Source organism: Streptomyces sp. NPDC001796 (assembly GCF_042892355.1).
Taxonomy (GTDB): Bacteria; Actinomycetota; Actinomycetes; order Streptomycetales; family Streptomycetaceae; genus Streptomyces.
The window spans coordinates 582,587-599,657 of sequence record NZ_JBIAUC010000003.1 but is presented as its reverse complement, the minus strand read 5'-3'; the positions used below and the strand labels follow the sequence as shown (position 1 = coordinate 599,657).

Here is a 17,071-nt window from a genome sequence, read left to right as displayed (position 1 = left end):
TCATCATGCCCGTTTTCTCACCTTCGTCCTCCTCTTCCTCCAGCCGTCGCCGCGTGGCCGTGGTCGGCGGCGGCGTGCTCGGCGTGTCGACCGCGGCACAGCTCGCCCGGCGCGGCGCCGAGGTCGTCCTGGTCACCGACTCCGACCTGGCCTCCGGCGCGTCGGGGCGGTCCCTGTCGTGGCTGAACTCCTTCGGCGGTCCCGGCGTACGGTCGGCGGCCTACCACGACCTGCGGATGCTGGGCCTGGACCGCTACCGCACGTTCGCACACCGGGTTCCGTCCTCTTCTCCTTACCTCCGCTTCGACGGCGGGCTGACCTGGGCGCCGTCCGGGGACGCCGGACAGCATCGCTCGGCGTTCGCACACATGCGGCGGTGCGGCTACGACGCGGTGTGGCTGAACCGCGACGAGGTCGCCGACTGGACGCCGGGCGTCGACCCGGCCGCCATCCCCGACGAGGGGGCGATCTTCAACCCCGGTGAGGGCTGGGTGGACCTCGCGGCGCTCGTCCGGAAGCTCGCTGCCGACCTCACGGGGGCGGGCGGCCGGATCGTCACCGGTGCGGGAACGGCCTCGGTCGTGGTGGAGGGAGGCCGTGCCAGGGCCGTGCGGACCGGGTCGGGTGAGCGGATCGAGGTCGATGCCGTGCTCCTGGCGACCGGTGCCGCCGTGCCGCGGATGGTTCAGGAATACGGTGTCACCGTCCCGGACGCCACCCCGGTGGCCCTCCTGGTGCGGACCCCGCCCGTGGACACCGCCCTGCGAGCGGTGCTCAACACCCCGCGTGTGGCGGTGCGTCCAGCGCCGGACGGTTCACTGGTGATGGACTCCGACGCGGCGGCGGACGAGGTGGTCGTCCACCCGGACGGCTGCTACGAGGTCAAGGACGCCACGGTCGAGCAGCTGCTGCGCGAGGCGTCGGCCGTGCTGGAGGGCAACCCCGTGCTGACCGCTGCCTCCTACGGCGTCGGGCCCAAGCCGATCCCCGGCGACGGCGAGCCGGTCTTCGGCGAACTGGAGGAGGTACCCGGTCTGTTCGTGGCGTTCTCGCACAGCGGGGCGACGCTCGCTCTGATCGCGGGTGAACTGCTGGCCGACGAGATCGTCACCGGGGAGCCCAGCCCGCTCCTCGCGGCCTTCCGTCCGGGCCGCTTCGGCTGACCCAGTCCGGAACGGCAGGGTGCACCGGGGGCGCCCTGCCGTTCCGCCGTGCGGTCAGGCACCCTGACGGCGCGCCGCACCGGCCGGAACCCGCACTTGCGGGGCCCGTCCGCTCACTCCCCGGCCGGAGGCTGAACGTCGTAGACGAGCAGTCCGTCCTCGCGCAGCCGCACTCCCTGGCTGAGGGAGTGCGGGACGAGCCGGCCGTCGTGCATCAGATGCAGGACGGGTCGGCCGCGTGCGAGCACCACGAAGTCGGCGATGAGGCGACGGTGGCAGCGCCACCAGACGGCCTCCCCGCACATCACGGCCGTCCGGCGCTGTGCGGCTTCCTCGAGGAGCAGCGTGATCGCGTCGACGAACTCGGCCGTCCGGGTGTGTCCGGCGTATCCGCGGAAGGACTCGTTGCGCCACACGGTGTCGGGTGAGTCCTGCGGCACCTTGCGGAATCCGCCCAGCCGCGGCTCCCAGCGGTAGCCGATCCCGCACTCGGGCAGCCACTGCCGCAGCCGCTCCCTGCCGACGTCCGGGTTGCGGCGGCTTCCCGGCGCGGTCCTGACATCCACCACGGCGGCAATCCGCGCCTCGCGCAACAGGTCCGAGAGCCGGTCGCGGTCCGCCGTACCGTGTCCGAAGGTGACGAGCGCCTGTTGCCTCACAGGTCCAGGATCGTCCGAACGCCTGGTCCCGCAGCCGCTCAGGCTCGGCGGCCGACCCGGGTCGTGGGCGCTCCCCGCGAGGTTCGGTTCACCGTGTCAGCACACTGACGCCCAGCGCGATCAGGCCGACGACCTTGAGGATCTCCAGGGCCACGTAGTACAGGTGCGCCCGGGAGCGGGGCGCGGCGTCCCCGCTCTCTCCGGCCAGCACACGATCGGACCGCCGGTTGAGAATCGGCCGGACCAGAGCGAGCTGCACCGCGAGCAGCGCCACCACGCACACGGTGGGCACGACGACGCCGGTCGGCGGGCCTCCGGCCGCCACCGCCGCGATCACGACGACGGCAGCTCGACGCCAACCTCATCCGCCTGCCCGCCCGGCAGCGCGTGGACACCCACACCGAGCCGGACCTGGACGTCCTTCTCCTGGTCGTCGCGGGCGACGGCGTCCTCGGCAGCCCCGAGGGGCCACGCCAACTCACCGAGGGCACGCTGCTCTGGCTGTCGCGCGGCTCGACCCGCAGCGTCACCGCGGGGGAGACGGCCTGTCCTACCTCACCGTCCACAAGCGCCGCCCGGGCATGCAGATCCGCCGCCGCTGAACGATTCGCGGCTCAGGGCCCGTCACAGCGCATCTTTTGCGGCGCCCGGCGGGGCCATACAGGACAAAAGCGATCGATTTGGAGCCGCATCGCGCCATGCCGGACCATGGGTCCGCCCCGGCGATCCCGGGCACCAGTTCGATGAAAGGCGCACCACCTCATGCACGTCACCGGAACCGTCCCTCCGTCGGCTCCGGCCCCTCAGGAGGCCCTCAAGACCTCCGATCCCGCCGAGGACTCCAGCGGCGACACCGGCAGGCACGCCCGCCGCTTCGGGCTGCCCGTCGCCACCGCGCTGGTCATGGGCAACATCATCGGCGGCGGCATCTTCCTGCTGCCGGCCTCCGTCGCCCCGTACGGCACGGTCAGCCTGGTCGCCTTCGGCGTCCTGACCGTCGGCGCGATCGCCCTCGCCCTGGTCTTCGGCCGGCTCGCCGAGCGTGACCCGCGCACCGGCGGGCCCTACGTCTACGCCCGCGAGGCGTTCGGTGACTTCGCCGGTTTCCTCGCCGCCTGGGCGTACTGGATCACCACCTGGGTGTCGAACGCGGCGCTCGCCGTCGCCGCCGTCGGCTACCTCGACGTGCTGATCCCGGTGAACGGTCACCGCTGGAGCGCCTGCCTGGCCGCGCTGACCCTGCAGTGGCTGCCCGCCCTCGCCAACTTCGCGGGCACCCGCTATGTGGGCGCCGTCCAGTTGGTGTCCACCGTGCTGAAGTTCGCACCGCTGCTGCTTGTCGCCGTCGGTGGGCTGTTCTTCTTCGACCCGCACAACCTCGGCCCGTTCCACGCGGGCGGCGGCAGCGCGATCGGCGCGGTGTCCGCCTCCGCCGCGATCCTGCTCTTCTCCTACCTGGGCGTGGAGTCCGCCGCCGTCAGCGCGGGCGAGGTCAGGAACGCCCGGCGCAACGTGGGACGCGCCACCGTCATCGGCACCACGGGCGCGGCACTGGTCTATCTCCTCGGGACCCTGTCCGTCTTCGGCACGGTCGCGCACGACCGCCTGGTGAAGTCCACCGCGCCCTTCTCGGACGCCGTCAACGCCATGTTCGGCGGCAGTTGGGGAGGCTGGGCCGTAGCGCTCGCGGCGCTCGTGTCGATGACCGGCTGCCTCAACGGCTGGACGCTGCTGAGCGCCCAGACCCCTTACGCCGCGGCCAGGGACGGCCTGTTCCCCGCCCCCTTCGCGCGCCGGCGGCGGGGCGTTCCCACTGTCGGCGTCGCCGTCACCGTCGTCCTCGCCTCGCTGCTCACCGTCTACAACTACACGTCAGGCTCGGCGAAGGTCTTCGAGATCCTGGTCCTCCTCACCACGTTCACCGCGACCGTGCCCTATCTGCTGGCCACCGCCGCGCAGCTCTTCCATCTCGTCTCGGGGCGGCAGGAACTGGTCGACCGGGCGCGGCTGGTACGGGACGCCCTGGTCGCGTCGGTCGCGGCCGCCTTCTCACTGTGGCTCGTGGCGGGCGCCGGATACGCGGCGGTGTACCAGGGCGTGCTGTTCCTGTTCGCGGGGGTCATCGTGTACGCGGTGCTGGCCGCCCGGCGGCAGAGGACGGCCTGATCCCACCGCTGCCGTTCCCGCCGGACTCGGCCGGTCGCGGTGCCGGAGGGAGTGCCGGATTCGGCGGCGGGGCCTGGCCGTGCAGACCTGAGAGGCGGTTGACGCCGATTCCGTCCGGTTGCGTGGCGCGGCGGGGGGTACCCGCGCCCGCAGCGTTTCGCTGGTTGCACTGCTCGGTGACGGTGACGGAGGACAGATGAAGGGCCCAGGTTCCGGGTTCCGGTCGGCACTGCATGTCTCCTCGGAAATGGTGGGTGGCCGCTACCGGCTGGGAGCCGGGATCGGCCGGGGAGGCGCCGCCGACGTCCATGAGGCGTTCGATGTCCGCCTGGGGCGGGAGGTGGCCGTCAAACTCTTCCGGCCGGACACCGATCCGCGGATGGAGGAGCGGTTCTCCGAGGAGGCCGTCCTCCTCGCGCGCATGCAGCACCCCGGCCTGGTCACCATCTACGACGCCGGCCGGCACAGGGGGCGCGCCTATCTGGTGATGCAACTGATCAAGGGCGAGACTCTGCGCACGCGTCTGGCCGCAGGGCCCCTGCCCCCCGGGCGTGTCGCCGAGCTGGGTGCCGCCCTTGCGCAGGCGCTCGCCCATGTGCACGGCGCCGGCATCGTGCACCGTGACGTGAAGCCGTCGAACGTCCTGCTGAACGCCTCCGGGGCCCCTCACCTGGCGGACTTCGGTATCGCCCGCCTGGTGAACGCCACGCGGCACACGGCCTCCGACGTACTGATCGGGACCGCGGCCTATCTGGCCCCGGAGCAGGTCATGGGCAAGGGAGTGGGACCGTCCGCCGACGTCTACGCGCTCGGCCTGCTCCTGCTGGAGTGCCTGAAGGGCGAACTGGAGTACGAGGGCACCCCGTTGGAGTCCGCCGTGGCCCGTCTTCACCGCCAACCCGTGGTTCCGCCCTCGGTGCCCCATGAGCTGGCCTGTCTGCTGCGAGCCATGACCGCTCAGGACGCGGAGGCCCGTCCCGACGCCGAGCACTGCGCCCAGGTCCTGTCCGCTCTGCGCGCCGATCGGCACGTCCTGTCGTCCTCGGCCTCCTTCGGTCCCCGGTCGACCGCATCCACCGATACACGTGTCCACGCGCGTACCGGTGGGATCGCGGTCCAGGAGGCCAAGGAGCCCGCGGTCGACACCACAGCCGCGGATCCGCGCACCGGAACGCGGCATCCGAGCCGGCCGCAACACGGACGCCGCCGTACGGCGGGCGCCGTCCTCACAGCGCTCTCGGCCACGCTGACGGTCACGCTCGCCGTGGCTCCGGGCAGCAGCGAGACCAACGCCGGACGAGCCGACTCCGCCCCGCGCACGTCCCCGTCGGCGAAGCCGCCCACCAAAACCGCGACCAGGGAAGCTCCGTCCACGGCAGCCCCTCGACCGACCGCGTCCGTGTTCCCGACCGACTCGAAGACTTCGCCCTCCTCCGTGGCCGGCGCCTCGGGCGACGGCCACGGCGCGGGCAGCCGTGCTGCCCGAACGGGGGCCGCCCTACGCGACGCCCGTCAGGCGACCAAGGAGGCCGAAGAGGCCAGGAAATCCAAAGAGACGGACGCAAACGAGGCCGCCCGGGCCGCGGAGGCCAAGGAGGCCAAGAAGCCTCAAGCGCCCAAGGGACGCGAAGGCCACGGTTGACCCGCGTGCAAGGCGGACGTTCGGAGCATGAGTTCGGTCTGTCGGTCACTCTGTCGATCGCGTCCGATCTGGACCGAGTCGGCGTCTGCCGGGCCTCACGGCCCGGCAGACCTGTCCCGTCACACTGTCACTGACTGCGGCGCCCGGACGGATCGTGCGCGACCGTGTCCCGGGCTTCACCGGGGACGGGCCCGGAACCGAGGGATCCGTCGACTGTGCCGTCCGCCGCTTCCTCTGCGCGGTCCCCGTGCCCCGGCCACCAGGCCGCGTGGCCGATCAGCGCGGTGAGGCTCGGTGTGAAGAACATCGCCATGACGAAGGCGGCGACCGCGATGCCGAATGAGACCGCGAAACCCATCTCCGTGAGCAGCGAGTTGCCCGCCAGCATCATCGTGGCGAAGGTCGCCGCCAGGATGAAGCCCGCGGCGGCCACGGTCGGTCCGGCGTGCCTCAGCGCCATGCCGGCCGCCTCACGTGGCTCGCGGCCCTCCCGGGCCTCCTCGCGGAGCCGGGCGATCATGAGGATGTTGTAGTCGGTGCCGATGGCGACCACGAAGAGATACATGATCACCGGGAGCATGAACATCAGCCCCGAATGTCCCTGTCCCGCCTGGAAGATCCAGACCGTGGCGCCGAGGGTGGCGCCGAAGCCAAGGCCCACCGAGGCGATCAGGTACCAGGGGGCGACCACACTACGCAGCAGCAGCCCCAGGATGACCATGATCAGGACAGCGGCGACAGGGAAGACCGTCCGGTAGTCGTGGTTGACCGCGGCATTGATGTCCTTGTAGATCGAGGACATGCCACCGACGAGGGCCTCGGTGCCCTGCGGGGCGGAGGAGTGGGCGATGTCGCGCACCCTGCCCACGGCGTCGATCGCCTTGTCCGTCGACGCCTCGTACTTGAGCGTGACGGTGAAGTCCGCGGTGGTGCCGTCCTTGTCGACCTGGGCCATACGGGCGCTTGCGACGCCGTCCACGGCGCCGAGTTTCTTCGCGTACGCGTCGAAGGCGGCCCTGTCCAGCGGCTTGCCGTCGGTACTGGAGAGGTAGACGTCGGTGGGTGCGGCGGCGCCCGCCGAGTACGCCTTCTGCATCTCGTCCTGGACGACCATGGACTCCTTGGTCTTGGGCATGGAGCCCGAGGCCAGGTCGAAGGTGGCCTTGTAGCCGAACGTGCCGAGCGACAGCGCGACCAGGACGAGGCCGGACACCGCGGCGGTCAGCGCCGGGCGGCGCTGCACACCGCGACCGAGGGCGGCGAAACGGGCGTTGTCCGGCTCGCGTTGCCAGGACTTGGAGGGCCAGAAGACCTTCGGTCCGATGAGCGAGACCACGGCCGGAATCAGGGTCAGGCCCGCGATCAGGGTGGCGGCGACCGCGATGGCGAGCGCCGGGCCCATCTGCTTGAGGAACCCGAGCGTGGACAGGACCAGTGCGAGGAAGGCGATGATGACCGCTCCGGCGGCCGAGGCGATGGCCTCGCCCACCCGGTCGACCGCGTTGACCATGGCCTGCTTGGGCTCGTCGCCGGCGCGCAGGCGTTCGCGGTAGCGGAACATCAGGAAGAGGAAGTAGTCCGTGCCCACGCCGAAGAGCACGACGATCAGGATGGATGAGATCGAGCTGTTGGCCTGCAGGTCGAACAGCTTGGTGGCGTACGCGATCAGCCCGTTGGCGACAGCGGACACCAGGCCGATCAGGACCAGGGGCAGTAGGGCCAGGATCGGCGCCCGGAAGATGATCAGCAGCGTCACCAGGATGATCACGAAGGTGCCGATGCCGATCAGTGCCTGACCGCGCTGGGAGGAGTCCTGCTGGTCGAGGGCCTGCGCGGCGGAGCCGCCGAGCCTGGCGTCGAGATGCGTGCCTTTGGCGAGCTCCTTGGCATCCGCGCGCAACACCTTGGCCGCGTCCGCCTGTTTGGGCTGGCCGGCGTTCTTGCTGTCCATCTGGACCAGGGTCAGGGCGTACCTGCCGTCCTTGGACGGCTGGCCGGGGACGACCTTCTGCACCTGGTCGATGTGCTTCCTGCCCAGTTCGGAGGTGATCCGGGCGACGTCCTGCTGGTCCGAGGCCGTCAACTTGCCGCCGTCGGTGCGCTGGTACAGCACGATCGCGGACGGGGTGAAGGCGCTGGGGAACGCCTTCGTCTGGAGGTCCGCGGCTTTGATGGACTCGTAACTCTTGGGCAGGAAACTGCTCTCGTCACTGTTCGAGGGCAGGCCGGGAGCGGTGGCGACGATCGCCACCGCAGCGATTAACCATGCCACGATCGTCCAGACGGGATGTCGGACGACGGCGTTCCCAATACGTCGGAACATGCGGGAGGGTCCTCCTGATGCAGGAAGATCACCGCAGCCCGGGGAGCGGACCCTGGCATCGGCGACCCCGACCGGCACGCACCGAACGGGCCGGTCGAATGGTTGTCTTGGGGTCCGATCGTAGTGGCCGCACGCCGAGATCAATCCGTCGGGCGTCCCCTGATGTGACAAACCGTTGCCTTGGGCTCAGGGCTGTCGGGTCTCCGGCGCTGAGCAGTGAACTGCGGTTCACCGAGGGAGCGTTGGAGCGTCGCACGGGGTCACGCGGGAGGGGCCGTCAGCGGCGGCGGCCCCTGCTGGGCCGCCGGGTACGTTGCCCTAGCCTCCCGCGGTCACGGCCTTGAGCTCGTCCAGCGATTCCCGCATCAGCTGCGACATCTCGCGTTCCTCGGCGGCCTCGATCCAGCGCTCGAAGCCGACCTTGAAGACGGCCACCCCCGCCTCGGCGGTCAGGCTCGCGGCCGGCTCCTCGACGCCCCGCCGGCGCAGGGTGTCGGCGAGCGCGGCAGACATCGAGGCGAGCTTGATCAGTTCACGCTCGCGGAGTTCCGCGTTCGCCACGATCACAGCGTGCCGCTTCCGCGCGTGCTCGCGCCGGTCGGTGAACACCTTGGAGACCGCGTCAAGGCCCAGGGCCACCGCGTCGATCGGCGCTGCGGACTCCGGAGCGCCGGCGACCGCCTTGACGAACAGCTCCTGCAGTTCACCGGAGCCGGAGAACAGCACCTCGCGCTTGTCGGCGTAGTGCCGGAAGAAGGTCCGCTCCGTGAGCCCGGCCCTTCTGGCGATCTCGGCCACGGTGGTCTGCTCGAACCCGCGCTCGGTGTAAAGCTCCAACGCCGCCTTCGCCAGGCGCCCGCGCGCGTTCGGCTCCCATCTACCCATGCACCGATCCTAGCGTGATGACAGCAACTGACATCGAGTGCTAGCCTCGATGACAGTAACTGACATCAACAGTTCGGGGTCTTCGTCATGCGCATCTTTGTCACCGGCGCGTCCGGTTGGATCGGTTCCGCCGTCGTGCCCGAGCTCATCGACGCGGGGCACCAGGTCGTCGGGCTCGCCCGCTCCGACACCTCCGCCGACGCGCTCACCGCCGCCGGGGCGGGGGTCGTCCGCGGCACCGTCGACGACCTCGGCGTCCTGCGGGACACGGCCGCCGCCTCGGACGGGGTGATCCACCTCGCCTTCAAGCACGACATCGCCTTCACCGGCGACTTCCAGGGCGCCGCGGAGGCCGATCGACGCGCCGTCGACGCCTTGGGCGACACGCTCGCCGGCACGGACCGCCCCTTCGTCATCGCCTCCGGCGTGGTCGGACTCGCGCCCGGGCGTGTGGCGACCGAGCAGGACATGCCCACGATCGACGGCTCGCCGATGTCGATCCGGGCGGCCACCGCGCAAGCGGTGCTGGCACTCGCCTCGCGCGGTGTGCGCTCGTCCGTGGTGCGGCTCTCTCCGACCTGCCACGGCGAAGGAGACCACGGCTTCATGGCGACCCTGGTCACCATTGCCCGCGCCAAGAAAGTCTCCGGCCACATCGGCGACGGCGCCAACCGCTGGCCGGCCGTCCACCGCCTCGACGCCGCACGGCTGTTCCGTCTGGCGGTCGAGAAGGCCCCCGCCGGATCGGTGTTGCACGGCGTCGCGGAAGAGGGCGTCGCGATCCGCGACATCGCCGAGGTGATCGGCCGTCACCTCGACGTGCCGACGGCTTCCGTGACCCCCGAGGCCGCAGCCGAGCACTTCTCCTGGCTGGGCGCCTTCCTCGGCGCCGACGCCCCGGCGTCGAACACCCTGACCCGCGAACTGCTGGGCTGGGAACCGACCCAGCCCGACCTCCTCACCGATCTCGACAAGGGTCACTACTTCCACACCTCTGCCACCACCGACTGACACCGGCCGCCGGGACGCCGTCTGCGGCAAAGGCCTCCGGTCAGGGAGCCACACGTCGAAGCCCTGGGCAGAAGCCCACGTCAGGAACCCTGTCGCAGTCCGGACCGGCCCAGGCGGAGCCGCTGTCGCATCACCGTCGGCACTCAGTCGTCGGCCGGGAGCTCTCCGGTGAAAGCGGCGGCCATGCGCAGCCAGGGCGCGGCGTCCTCATGACGCCCCTGGCGTTGCAGCGTGCGGCCCAGCATCAGGTGGGCGTAGTGCTCCACGGGGTCACGGTCGATGATCCGCCGCAGCTGCTCCTCAGCACGCCGCAGCTGGGCCGACTGGTAGTAGGCGCGGGCCAGCAGCAGCCGGGGCGCGGTCTGCTCGGGGACCTCCTCGACGACGGCGGCGAGCAGTTTCGCGGCGCCGATGTAGTCCTTCGCCTCGAACAGCAGTCGGGCCCGCTCCCAGCGCTCCGCCGTGGTCTCCTCGTGCGGGACGCCGGCGCCCTTGTCGAACAGGTGCAGGGCGCTCGCCCAGCGGTCCGGCGCGACTCCGTCCGTCGCCGGGTAGCCGTTGAAGGTGTCGCTCATCAGTCCTCCTCTTGGAGTTGTCCGGCGTGAGCACGGTCCCTCACAGGGGCCGGAGCTCAGCCGGTCGCCGTTCGTACGGCACGGTGGGCACGCCGCCGCCGCGCGCCCTCGGACACCGGCTCGGCCGGGCGACTGTTGATGTATCAACTGACTGCCCGAACATGTGCCGACCGCCCTCTATTCCAGGCGCGGAGCGCCGGCCTGCCCCTCCGGTAAACCCCTCGAATTGCCGGCCGGCGTCGTCTCCGCCTCCGGCGTCGTTCCCCCCACTGCTCGGCAAGGGCGGCGGCCTGCAGGCTCAGGGAAGAAGGTCGCGCAGGGCTGTTCCGATGGCGGCGATGCCCTCGTCGATCTCGTGCGCCGGGCCCGCCGCGTAGCCGAGGACCAGGCCCGGAGGGCCGGGCGTGATGCGGTGCCAGGACAGGGGGTGCACCTTGACGCCTCCTGCGAGAGCGGCCGCGGCGAGGTCGGTGTCGCGGAAGCCGCTGTCGCGGGCACCGTCCCGCGGGTCGCTGAAGGTGACCATCAGGTGCAGGCCGGCTGCCGCCCCGTGGACGCGGGCGCCGGGCAGATGCCTCTCGATCGCTCGCAGCATCACGTCCCGGCGCCTGCGGTGGCGCTGCCGGACATGGCGCAGGTGCCGTTCCAGCTCGCCCGAGTCCATCAGGCGGGCGAGGACGAGCTGGGTGAGGACGCCGTTTCCGAGGTCGGCGTACCGCTTGGCCGTCACCAGGGCGTCGCGGCGGTCCGGCGGTACGAGGAGCCAGCCCACTCGGAGCGCCGGCGCGAGCAGTTTGGAGACGCTGCCGGCGTAGCAGACGCCGCCGGGCAGCAGCGAGCGCAGCGCAGGCACCGGCGGCCGGTCGTAGCGGTGCTCGGCGTCGTAGTCGTCCTCGATGACCACGCCGCCCTCGGCCGCCCAGCTCAGCAGCTCGCGACGGCGTTCCCCGTCGAGGACGACACCGGTGGGGAACTGGTGGGCCGGGGTCAGCAGCACCGCCCGGGTACCACTGGCACGCAGCGCTCCCACGTCGAGGCCGCCCGCGTCCACGGGAACAGGCACGACCTCGTGGCCGCCGTACTCCAGCTGCTGGCGTGCCCCGAGCGAACCGGGATCCTCCACGGCGACGCGGCGGATCCCGTCCGCCCGCAGGATCTGCCCGAGCAGGCCGAGAGCCTGCGCCACGCCCGCGACGACCACCACCTCCTCCGGGTCGGCCCGAATGCCGCGGTTGCGGGCCAGCCAGCCGACCACGGCCCGGCGAAGGGCGGGCGCACCCCGGGGGTCGCCATAGCCGAAGTCGGCCGGTCCGACTCCCGCGAGGACGGCGCGTTCGGCGCGCAGCCAGCCGGTGCGCGGGAAGGCCGCGAGGTCGGGGACGCCCGGGGAGAGGTCGATACGGCAGGGCAGGGCGCGCAGAGCGTCGATGAGGCCGTCGCGGTCGCCCGAGCCGAACAGCGCGGGGCCGGCCACGGCCCCCGATCCGGCCGCGTCGCGGGCGTGGTCGCGGGGCGCGGCGGGAGCCGCCACGACCACCGTGCCCAGCCGGCCGCGCCCGGCGATCTGACCGGACTCGGCGAGGCGCCGATAAGCCTCGGTGACCACGCCCCGGGTGACGCGCAGCTCCTCGGCGAGTACGCGGCTGGCGGGCAGTCGTGCGCCGATGGGCAGCCGACCGTCGGCGATGGCTGACCTCAGCCGGTCGGCGAGCCAGGCGGTACGCCCGCCGGGCGGTGCCTCACCGATGTCCAGCTGGAGGAAGTCCGAGCCGGCAACCGCGCCTGAGGCTGCCCTGCCGTCCACCGGCACGTCCGCTGCCGCGGCCCTCGAGCGTGCACTTTTGGACCCCTGAGCCGATGGCTTTGTGGACCTGTCCATGGCGTCCATTGTCACGGCAGCGTGGGCGGTATGGACACACCTTCCGCTTCGTTCACCAAACTCCTCCCCGGCATGGTCGGGATGACGCTGGTCGGCAGCAGCGTCACCGTCTCGCGCACGCTGGTCGACGCCCCGCTGTTCACCACTCAGGCGGTCCGGTACGCGGCCGCCACCGTGATCCTTTTGCTCATGGCCCGGCTCGCCGGGGCTCGCCTGCTGTGGCCCCGTGGCCGGGAGTGGCTGTGGCTGGCCGGGATCGCGGTCACCGGTCTGGTGCTGTTCAACGTGGCCGTGGTCCGGGGCGTCGGCCATGCGGAGCCCGCGGTGGTCGCCGTCGCGATCGCGTGCGTACCGGTGGTGCTCGGGGTGGTGGGCCCGGCGCTGGAGCGGCGCAGGCCGAGCCGGCAGGTCCTGTTGGCGGCGCCGGTCGTCATGGCGGGCGCGGTGCTGGTGGAGGGGACGGGTCGCACCGACGCCGTGGGGGTGGGCTGGGCGGTGGTGGCCCTCGGGTGCGAGGCCGCGTTCACACTGCTCGCGGTGCCGGTGCTGCGACGGCACTCGCCCTGGGGGGTGTCCGTGCATGCGATGTGGCTGGCCGCTGTGCTGCTGGCCGTTCTCGGCGCGACCTCGGAAGGTCCTTCGGCGGTCCGGGAGTTGTCCCGCTCCCAGTGGGCTGCCGCCGGCTATCTGGCGCTGATGGTGACGGCGGTCGCCTTTGTGCTGTGGTACTCGACGGTCCGCGCCGTCGGGGCCGGACGAGCCGGGCTGCTCACCGGCATCGCGCCGCTGTCCGCGGCGGTCGTCGGCGCCGTCTCGAGCAGCGGCGCGCCGGGACCGTCGGTATGGCTGGGCATCGCCGTGCTGATGCTCGGGCTGGTCGGTGGCCTGCGCCCACACGGCGATCCCTCCCGCGGCGTCACAGCCATGGATCAGTCGCCCACGGCGGACTCCTCACCCGCGACGGCGCGCTCCAAGTAGCGGGCCGCACGCACAACAAGGTTGCCGCAACGTCCTCGGGACCCGCGAGCACCGGCGCCGCACGGTGGCCACCGCCCGCAGCCGGGCTCGACATGCCCCTCTCCTCTCTCCTCGTTCCGCGTCCTGCGGAGCACGCCCCGCCGCTTGCACGGACGGTGACCTGGGCGGTCGGTCAGTCGCTGCCTCGGCGGGTGTGTGCTTCGGCGAGGAGGAGGTAGCTGCTGGCCGTCCAGGTGTAGGCGCGGTCGCGCAGACCGGCTCCGGTGAGGGCGTCGAAGTTCTCGGCGAAGCCGTGGGTCTCGCACAGGGCGCGGAAGCGGGCGCTTATGTCGTCAGCCAGCCGCAGGTGGCCGGCCCTGCGCAGGCCGTCCTCGATGAGGACGGTGGCGGGGGCCCAGATGGGGCCGCGCCAGTAGCCGTCGGCGAGGTAGCGCGGTGATGTGGTGAGCTCGGTGGCCAGGCCGTGCGGCGTCAGATGGGCCTTGATGCGGTCCGCAAGTGCGCTGCCGACGGGGCCGGGCAGGTGCTCGCCCAGCACGATGGGCATCAGGTCGAGGAGGCTGGTGCTGCTCCAGGTGTCCCCGCTGTCGACCCCCCGGGAGACGAACCTGTCGTGTGACCAGAGCTGGTCGAGCAGGGCCGAATGGGCGGCATCCGCCGCTCGCGTCCAGCGGAGCGTCTCATCTGCCCTTCCCAACTGTGCCGCCAAAGCCGCGAGTTCCCGCATCTGGAGGATGAGGAATGCGGTCAGGTCCGCGGTGACGACCACCCGCTCGGGGTCGAAGGTGGTGGCGTTGTCCCAGCCGCTGTCGTTGCCGTGCTGGTAGTGGGCCAGTTCGCTGCCGGGGGCTCGCCGTGCGGTGAGCCAGAAGTCCGTCCACCGTTCCAGCCGGTCATAGGTCTGGGCGAGTTCCGCACGGCCGGGAGGTGTCGGCAGACGGCGGCGCAGGTGACCGTAAGCCCAGCCGTGGATGGGCGGTTTGACGAAGTTGTACAGGACTTCGGAGTGGGTGACCGAGTCGGGCAGGGCGCCGCCGGGTTCCTGGTGGTCGAAGGGCAGTGCGAACTGGTCCGATGCGAGTTCCGGGCACCCGGGAGCCAGAGCGAGCGCGTTGAAGCAGTGGTCCCAGCTCCACACCTTGTCCATCCAGTGCTTGGACATGAGCACGGCATGCCTTGTGACCAGGCCCGCAGGGCGTACGGTGGCCGACCAGAGGACGTAGGCGGCGAGTTCGGCGGCCGGGGTGGCGGATGAGCGCCAGGGTGCCACCGCCTCGAGGAAGTCCGCGAACGAGCTCCGCGCGGACGCCACGATCTCGCCGAAGGTCGCCGAGGACGCGTACGGCGGGCGGGACGCGTCGAACTCCTCGAGCGCGACCTCCCAGGTGCCGTTCGCGCCGGCGGTCGTGACGAGGCCACGCTCGCCGGTGCCGAGCGCCTGGCCTCCGGCTCTGCGGGCCACGGTGCCGGAGAGCACGGTGACACGGTAGCGGCGCCCGGTCTCGTACGACGTGAACACGTGCGCGTCCGCTGCCGGGTCGTGGAAGAAGTACGTGCCGCTGAACGGGGTCAGGGCCTCGGCGGCTGCGGACACCTCGAGGTCCAGACCGGTGCCCCGCAGGCGCACGGTGTCCGGCGACTCGAAGGCGAGGTCGACGCGCCCGCCCTCGCCGATCCAGCTGAGCAGGCCGGGCGTCGCCTCGACGCGGGTCTCGGCACGGTCGCCGGTCCCCAGCAGGGGCATCAGGCGCAGAACGGCGTGCATGCCGTTCTGGTGGGAGACGAGATGGAGGTCCTCGGCGTACGTCTTCTCCGCCACGACGGGCGAGATGTCGAACCAGGATCCGTGCGTGCTAAACGGGATGTCGTGGACGGAGAAGGCCGGACCGGATCGGGCGGCGGTCATAGGGTGAGACTCGTTTCTCGAGCAGGGGAGATCGGCGGTCCGACGGGCGGACGGTGGAGCCGTGACGGTGTGAGGCCGTCAGTCCTTGACGGCACCGGCGGTCACGCCGGCGGCGACGTAGCGCTGGGCGAGGACGAGGATGACCGCGGCCGGCAGGGAGGCCACGACGGCGGTGGCCATGATGGCGTTCCACTCCTGGTTGTTGTTGCCGATGTAGTGGTAGATGCCGAGGGTGATCGGCTCGTGGGCGCCGCCGTTGACCAGCGTGCCGGCGAAGACGAAGTCCGACCAGGACCACAGGAAGGCGAACAGCGACACCGTGACGACGGCGTTGCGGCTCATCGGCAGGACGATCGACCAGAAGGTGCGCAACGGTCCGGCGCCGTCCGTCTTCGCGGCCTGGAGCAGTTCGCCGGGGATGCCGGACATGAACGCGGTGAAGATGAGGACCGCGAAGGGAACCGCCAGGGTGGAGTCGGCGACGATCAGGCCGGGGACCGTCTGGAGCAGACCGAGCTGGAGGTAGATGGCGTAGAAGCCCATGGCCATGATGATGCCGGGGATCATCTGCGCGGCCAGCAGGACGAAGCCCAGGACGCCGCCGCCGCGTGGACGCAGCTTGGCGAGGGCGTAGCCGGCCGGTGCGGCCAGGACGACGGTCAGGACGACGGTGCCCACGCCGATGACGAGGCTGGTGCCCAGGTAGGGCAACTGCTCGTCGAGGACGGTGCGGTAGCCGGCCAGCGTGCCGTGGACGGGGAGCAGGTCCGGCGGGCTCTTGCGCATGTCCTGGTCGCGGGTCAGGGAGACGTTGAGCATCCAGTAGACCGGGAAGAGCATGATCGCGGTCAGCAGCAGGCCGACGGCCGTCCTGGTCCACGTACGGCTGGTGCTTCGGTTCATGACAGCGCCTGCTTTCGCTGGGCCCTCACGTAGACCAGACCGAACACCAGGGCGGCCACCACCAGGAGGTTCCCGACGGCCGCGCCCGGGCCGAAGGCGGGCAGGAGATTGCCGAAGCCGAGCCGGTAGGACCACGTGGCGAAGGTGGTGGACGAGTCCGCCGGGCCGCCCTTGGTCATGATCCAGATGATGTCGAAGACCTTGAGCGTGTAGACCAGGCCCAGGAGCAGCGTGATCGCCGAGACCGGGCGGAGCAACGGGAAGGTGATGCTCCGGAACCGGCGCCAGGCGCCCGCACCGTCGAGGGCGGCGGCCTCGTACAGGCCGGCCGGGATCGACTGCAGGCCGCTGTGGAGGACCACCAGGTTGAAGGGGACGCCGATCCAGATGTTCGCGATGATCACCGAGGTCAGCGACCACGACGGCGAGGTCAGCCAGTTCACCGGTCCGATGCCCATGACGTGCAGGGCGGCGTTGACGATTCCGGAGTCGCTGTTGAGCATCCACGACCAGATGGACGCCGACACGATCAGCGGCAGCAGCCAGGGCACCAGGAACAGGGCACGCAGGGTCGCCGACAGCCGGAAGTGCTGGTTGAAGAAGACCGCGAGGGCCAGCCCGATGGCGTACTGGAAGACCAGGCACACGGCGGTGAACACCACCGTGTGCAGCAGGGCGGGGGCGAAGGTCGGGTCGTCGAAGACGGTCCGGTAGTTCTTCAGGCCCGTGAAGGGCGCGTCGCCCTGCACGAAGGAGCGGACCGTGTAGTTGCGCAGGCTCAGATCGATGTTGCGGTACAGCGGATAGGCGTAGAAGAGGGCGAGATAGAGGGTCACCGGGGCGAGGAAGCCCCAGGCGGCCCACTGCGTGGAGGTGGGCCGGCGCCGTGACCCGGTGCGGGCGGGGGCCGGGGCGGCGGAGACCGCCCCGTTCCGGGTGTGCGCGGAGCGATGGTCCGGCAGCTGTGTCGTGTGGTTCATG

At 71.3% G+C, this 17,071-nt stretch carries 13 protein-coding genes and 2 pseudogenes; 6 read left to right on the top strand and 9 right to left on the bottom strand.

The genetic code is table 11. The features are described 5' to 3' along the window. The first annotated feature begins 53 nt into the window (after positions 1-53). A complete protein-coding gene (locus tag ACFYZE_RS09470; protein WP_388990505.1) occupies positions 54-1,163 on the top strand; it encodes an NAD(P)/FAD-dependent oxidoreductase in 1,110 nt (369 codons plus the stop codon). A 113-nt stretch (positions 1,164-1,276) separates the two neighbouring features. Here the strand turns inward: ACFYZE_RS09470 and ACFYZE_RS09465 are convergent, their stop codons facing one another. Next, entirely contained in the window at positions 1,277-1,822 is a 546-nt protein-coding gene (locus tag ACFYZE_RS09465) for a DUF488 family protein (RefSeq protein WP_388990503.1), read from the bottom strand. Between the two features lie 88 nt (positions 1,823-1,910). Continuing rightward, a pseudogene (locus ACFYZE_RS09460) lies at positions 1,911-2,168 on the bottom strand (hypothetical protein); the annotation flags it as partial. On the opposite strand from ACFYZE_RS09460, the pseudogene ACFYZE_RS09455 reads away from it, so the two are divergent. The 3 genes and pseudogenes from ACFYZE_RS09455 to ACFYZE_RS09445 all read left to right on the top strand — a co-directional run. Then, positions 2,165-2,424, top strand: a pseudogene (locus tag ACFYZE_RS09455) (hypothetical protein); the annotation flags it as partial. The pseudogenes ACFYZE_RS09460 and ACFYZE_RS09455 overlap by 4 nt on opposite strands. Before the next feature lie 160 nt (positions 2,425-2,584). Beyond that, positions 2,585-3,988, top strand: coding sequence for an amino acid permease (locus ACFYZE_RS09450; protein WP_388990502.1), 1,404 nt, complete (start codon positions 2,585-2,587; stop codon positions 3,986-3,988). A gap of 196 nt (positions 3,989-4,184) precedes the next feature. After that, on the top strand, positions 4,185-5,630 hold the full coding sequence (locus ACFYZE_RS09445; RefSeq protein ID WP_388990500.1) for a protein kinase: 1,446 nt from the start codon (positions 4,185-4,187) through the stop codon (positions 5,628-5,630). A 127-nt stretch (positions 5,631-5,757) separates the two neighbouring features. Here the strand turns inward: ACFYZE_RS09445 and ACFYZE_RS09440 are convergent, their stop codons facing one another. Both ACFYZE_RS09440 and ACFYZE_RS09435 read right to left on the bottom strand, forming a co-directional pair. Next, positions 5,758-7,953, bottom strand: a complete 2,196-nt coding sequence (locus ACFYZE_RS09440; protein ID WP_388990498.1) for an MMPL family transporter — start codon at positions 7,951-7,953, stop codon at positions 5,758-5,760. A 318-nt stretch (positions 7,954-8,271) separates the two neighbouring features. After that, on the bottom strand, positions 8,272-8,838 hold the full coding sequence (locus tag ACFYZE_RS09435) for a TetR family transcriptional regulator (RefSeq protein ID WP_388990496.1): 567 nt from the start codon (positions 8,836-8,838) through the stop codon (positions 8,272-8,274). Positions 8,839-8,925: 87 nt separating this feature from the next. Here ACFYZE_RS09435 and ACFYZE_RS09430 point away from each other — a divergent pair, with 87 nt between their 5' ends. Then, positions 8,926-9,849: an SDR family oxidoreductase gene (locus tag ACFYZE_RS09430; protein WP_388990494.1), complete on the top strand. Its 924-nt coding sequence runs from the start codon at positions 8,926-8,928 to the stop codon at positions 9,847-9,849. A 143-nt stretch (positions 9,850-9,992) separates the two neighbouring features. On the opposite strand, the gene ACFYZE_RS09425 is transcribed toward ACFYZE_RS09430, so the two are convergent. Next, entirely contained in the window at positions 9,993-10,424 is a 432-nt protein-coding gene (locus ACFYZE_RS09425; RefSeq protein ID WP_388990492.1) for a tetratricopeptide repeat protein, read from the bottom strand. Between the two features lie 298 nt (positions 10,425-10,722). Continuing rightward, a complete protein-coding gene (locus ACFYZE_RS09420) occupies positions 10,723-12,312 on the bottom strand; it encodes a PLP-dependent aminotransferase family protein (RefSeq protein ID WP_388990490.1) in 1,590 nt (529 codons plus the stop codon). 21 nt (positions 12,313-12,333) lie between these two features. On the opposite strand from ACFYZE_RS09420, the gene ACFYZE_RS09415 reads away from it, so the two are divergent. Continuing rightward, on the top strand, positions 12,334-13,281 hold the full coding sequence (locus ACFYZE_RS09415) for a DMT family transporter (protein ID WP_388990488.1): 948 nt from the start codon (positions 12,334-12,336) through the stop codon (positions 13,279-13,281). Positions 13,282-13,453: 172 nt separating this feature from the next. Here ACFYZE_RS09415 and ACFYZE_RS09410 read toward each other — a convergent pair whose 3' ends face one another. The 3 genes from ACFYZE_RS09410 to ACFYZE_RS09400 form a co-directional block, all read right to left on the bottom strand. Next, the gene (locus tag ACFYZE_RS09410; RefSeq protein ID WP_388990486.1) at positions 13,454-15,187 is read right to left on the bottom strand and encodes an amylo-alpha-1,6-glucosidase; all 1,734 of its coding nucleotides are present in this window, start codon (positions 15,185-15,187) and stop codon (positions 13,454-13,456) included. Positions 15,188-15,265: 78 nt separating this feature from the next. Further along, positions 15,266-16,090, bottom strand: coding sequence for a carbohydrate ABC transporter permease (locus ACFYZE_RS09405; protein ID WP_388990484.1), 825 nt, complete (start codon positions 16,088-16,090; stop codon positions 15,266-15,268). Then, positions 16,087-17,070: a carbohydrate ABC transporter permease gene (locus ACFYZE_RS09400; protein WP_388990482.1), complete on the bottom strand. Its 984-nt coding sequence runs from the start codon at positions 17,068-17,070 to the stop codon at positions 16,087-16,089. The genes ACFYZE_RS09405 and ACFYZE_RS09400 overlap by 4 nt, the downstream gene beginning before the upstream one ends. Position 17,071 lies beyond the last annotated feature (1 nt).

Coding starts and splice junctions, on each gene's coding strand:
- ACFYZE_RS09425 (WP_388990492.1), bottom strand. CDS start 10,424: ATGAGCGACACCTTCAACGGCTACCCGGCGACGGACGGAGTCGCGCCG.
- ACFYZE_RS09440 (WP_388990498.1), bottom strand. CDS start 7,953: ATGTTCCGACGTATTGGGAACGCCGTCGTCCGACATCCCGTCTGGACG.
- ACFYZE_RS09430 (WP_388990494.1), top strand. CDS start 8,926: ATGCGCATCTTTGTCACCGGCGCGTCCGGTTGGATCGGTTCCGCCGTC.
- ACFYZE_RS09400 (WP_388990482.1), bottom strand. CDS start 17,070: ATGAACCACACGACACAGCTGCCGGACCATCGCTCCGCGCACACCCGG.
- ACFYZE_RS09450 (WP_388990502.1), top strand. CDS start 2,585: ATGCACGTCACCGGAACCGTCCCTCCGTCGGCTCCGGCCCCTCAGGAG.
- ACFYZE_RS09410 (WP_388990486.1), bottom strand. CDS start 15,187: ATGACCGCCGCCCGATCCGGTCCGGCCTTCTCCGTCCACGACATCCCG.
- ACFYZE_RS09420 (WP_388990490.1), bottom strand. CDS start 12,312: ATGGACGCCATGGACAGGTCCACAAAGCCATCGGCTCAGGGGTCCAAA.
- ACFYZE_RS09445 (WP_388990500.1), top strand. CDS start 4,185: ATGAAGGGCCCAGGTTCCGGGTTCCGGTCGGCACTGCATGTCTCCTCG.
- ACFYZE_RS09415 (WP_388990488.1), top strand. CDS start 12,334: ATGGACACACCTTCCGCTTCGTTCACCAAACTCCTCCCCGGCATGGTC.
- ACFYZE_RS09405 (WP_388990484.1), bottom strand. CDS start 16,090: ATGAACCGAAGCACCAGCCGTACGTGGACCAGGACGGCCGTCGGCCTG.
- ACFYZE_RS09435 (WP_388990496.1), bottom strand. CDS start 8,838: ATGGGTAGATGGGAGCCGAACGCGCGCGGGCGCCTGGCGAAGGCGGCG.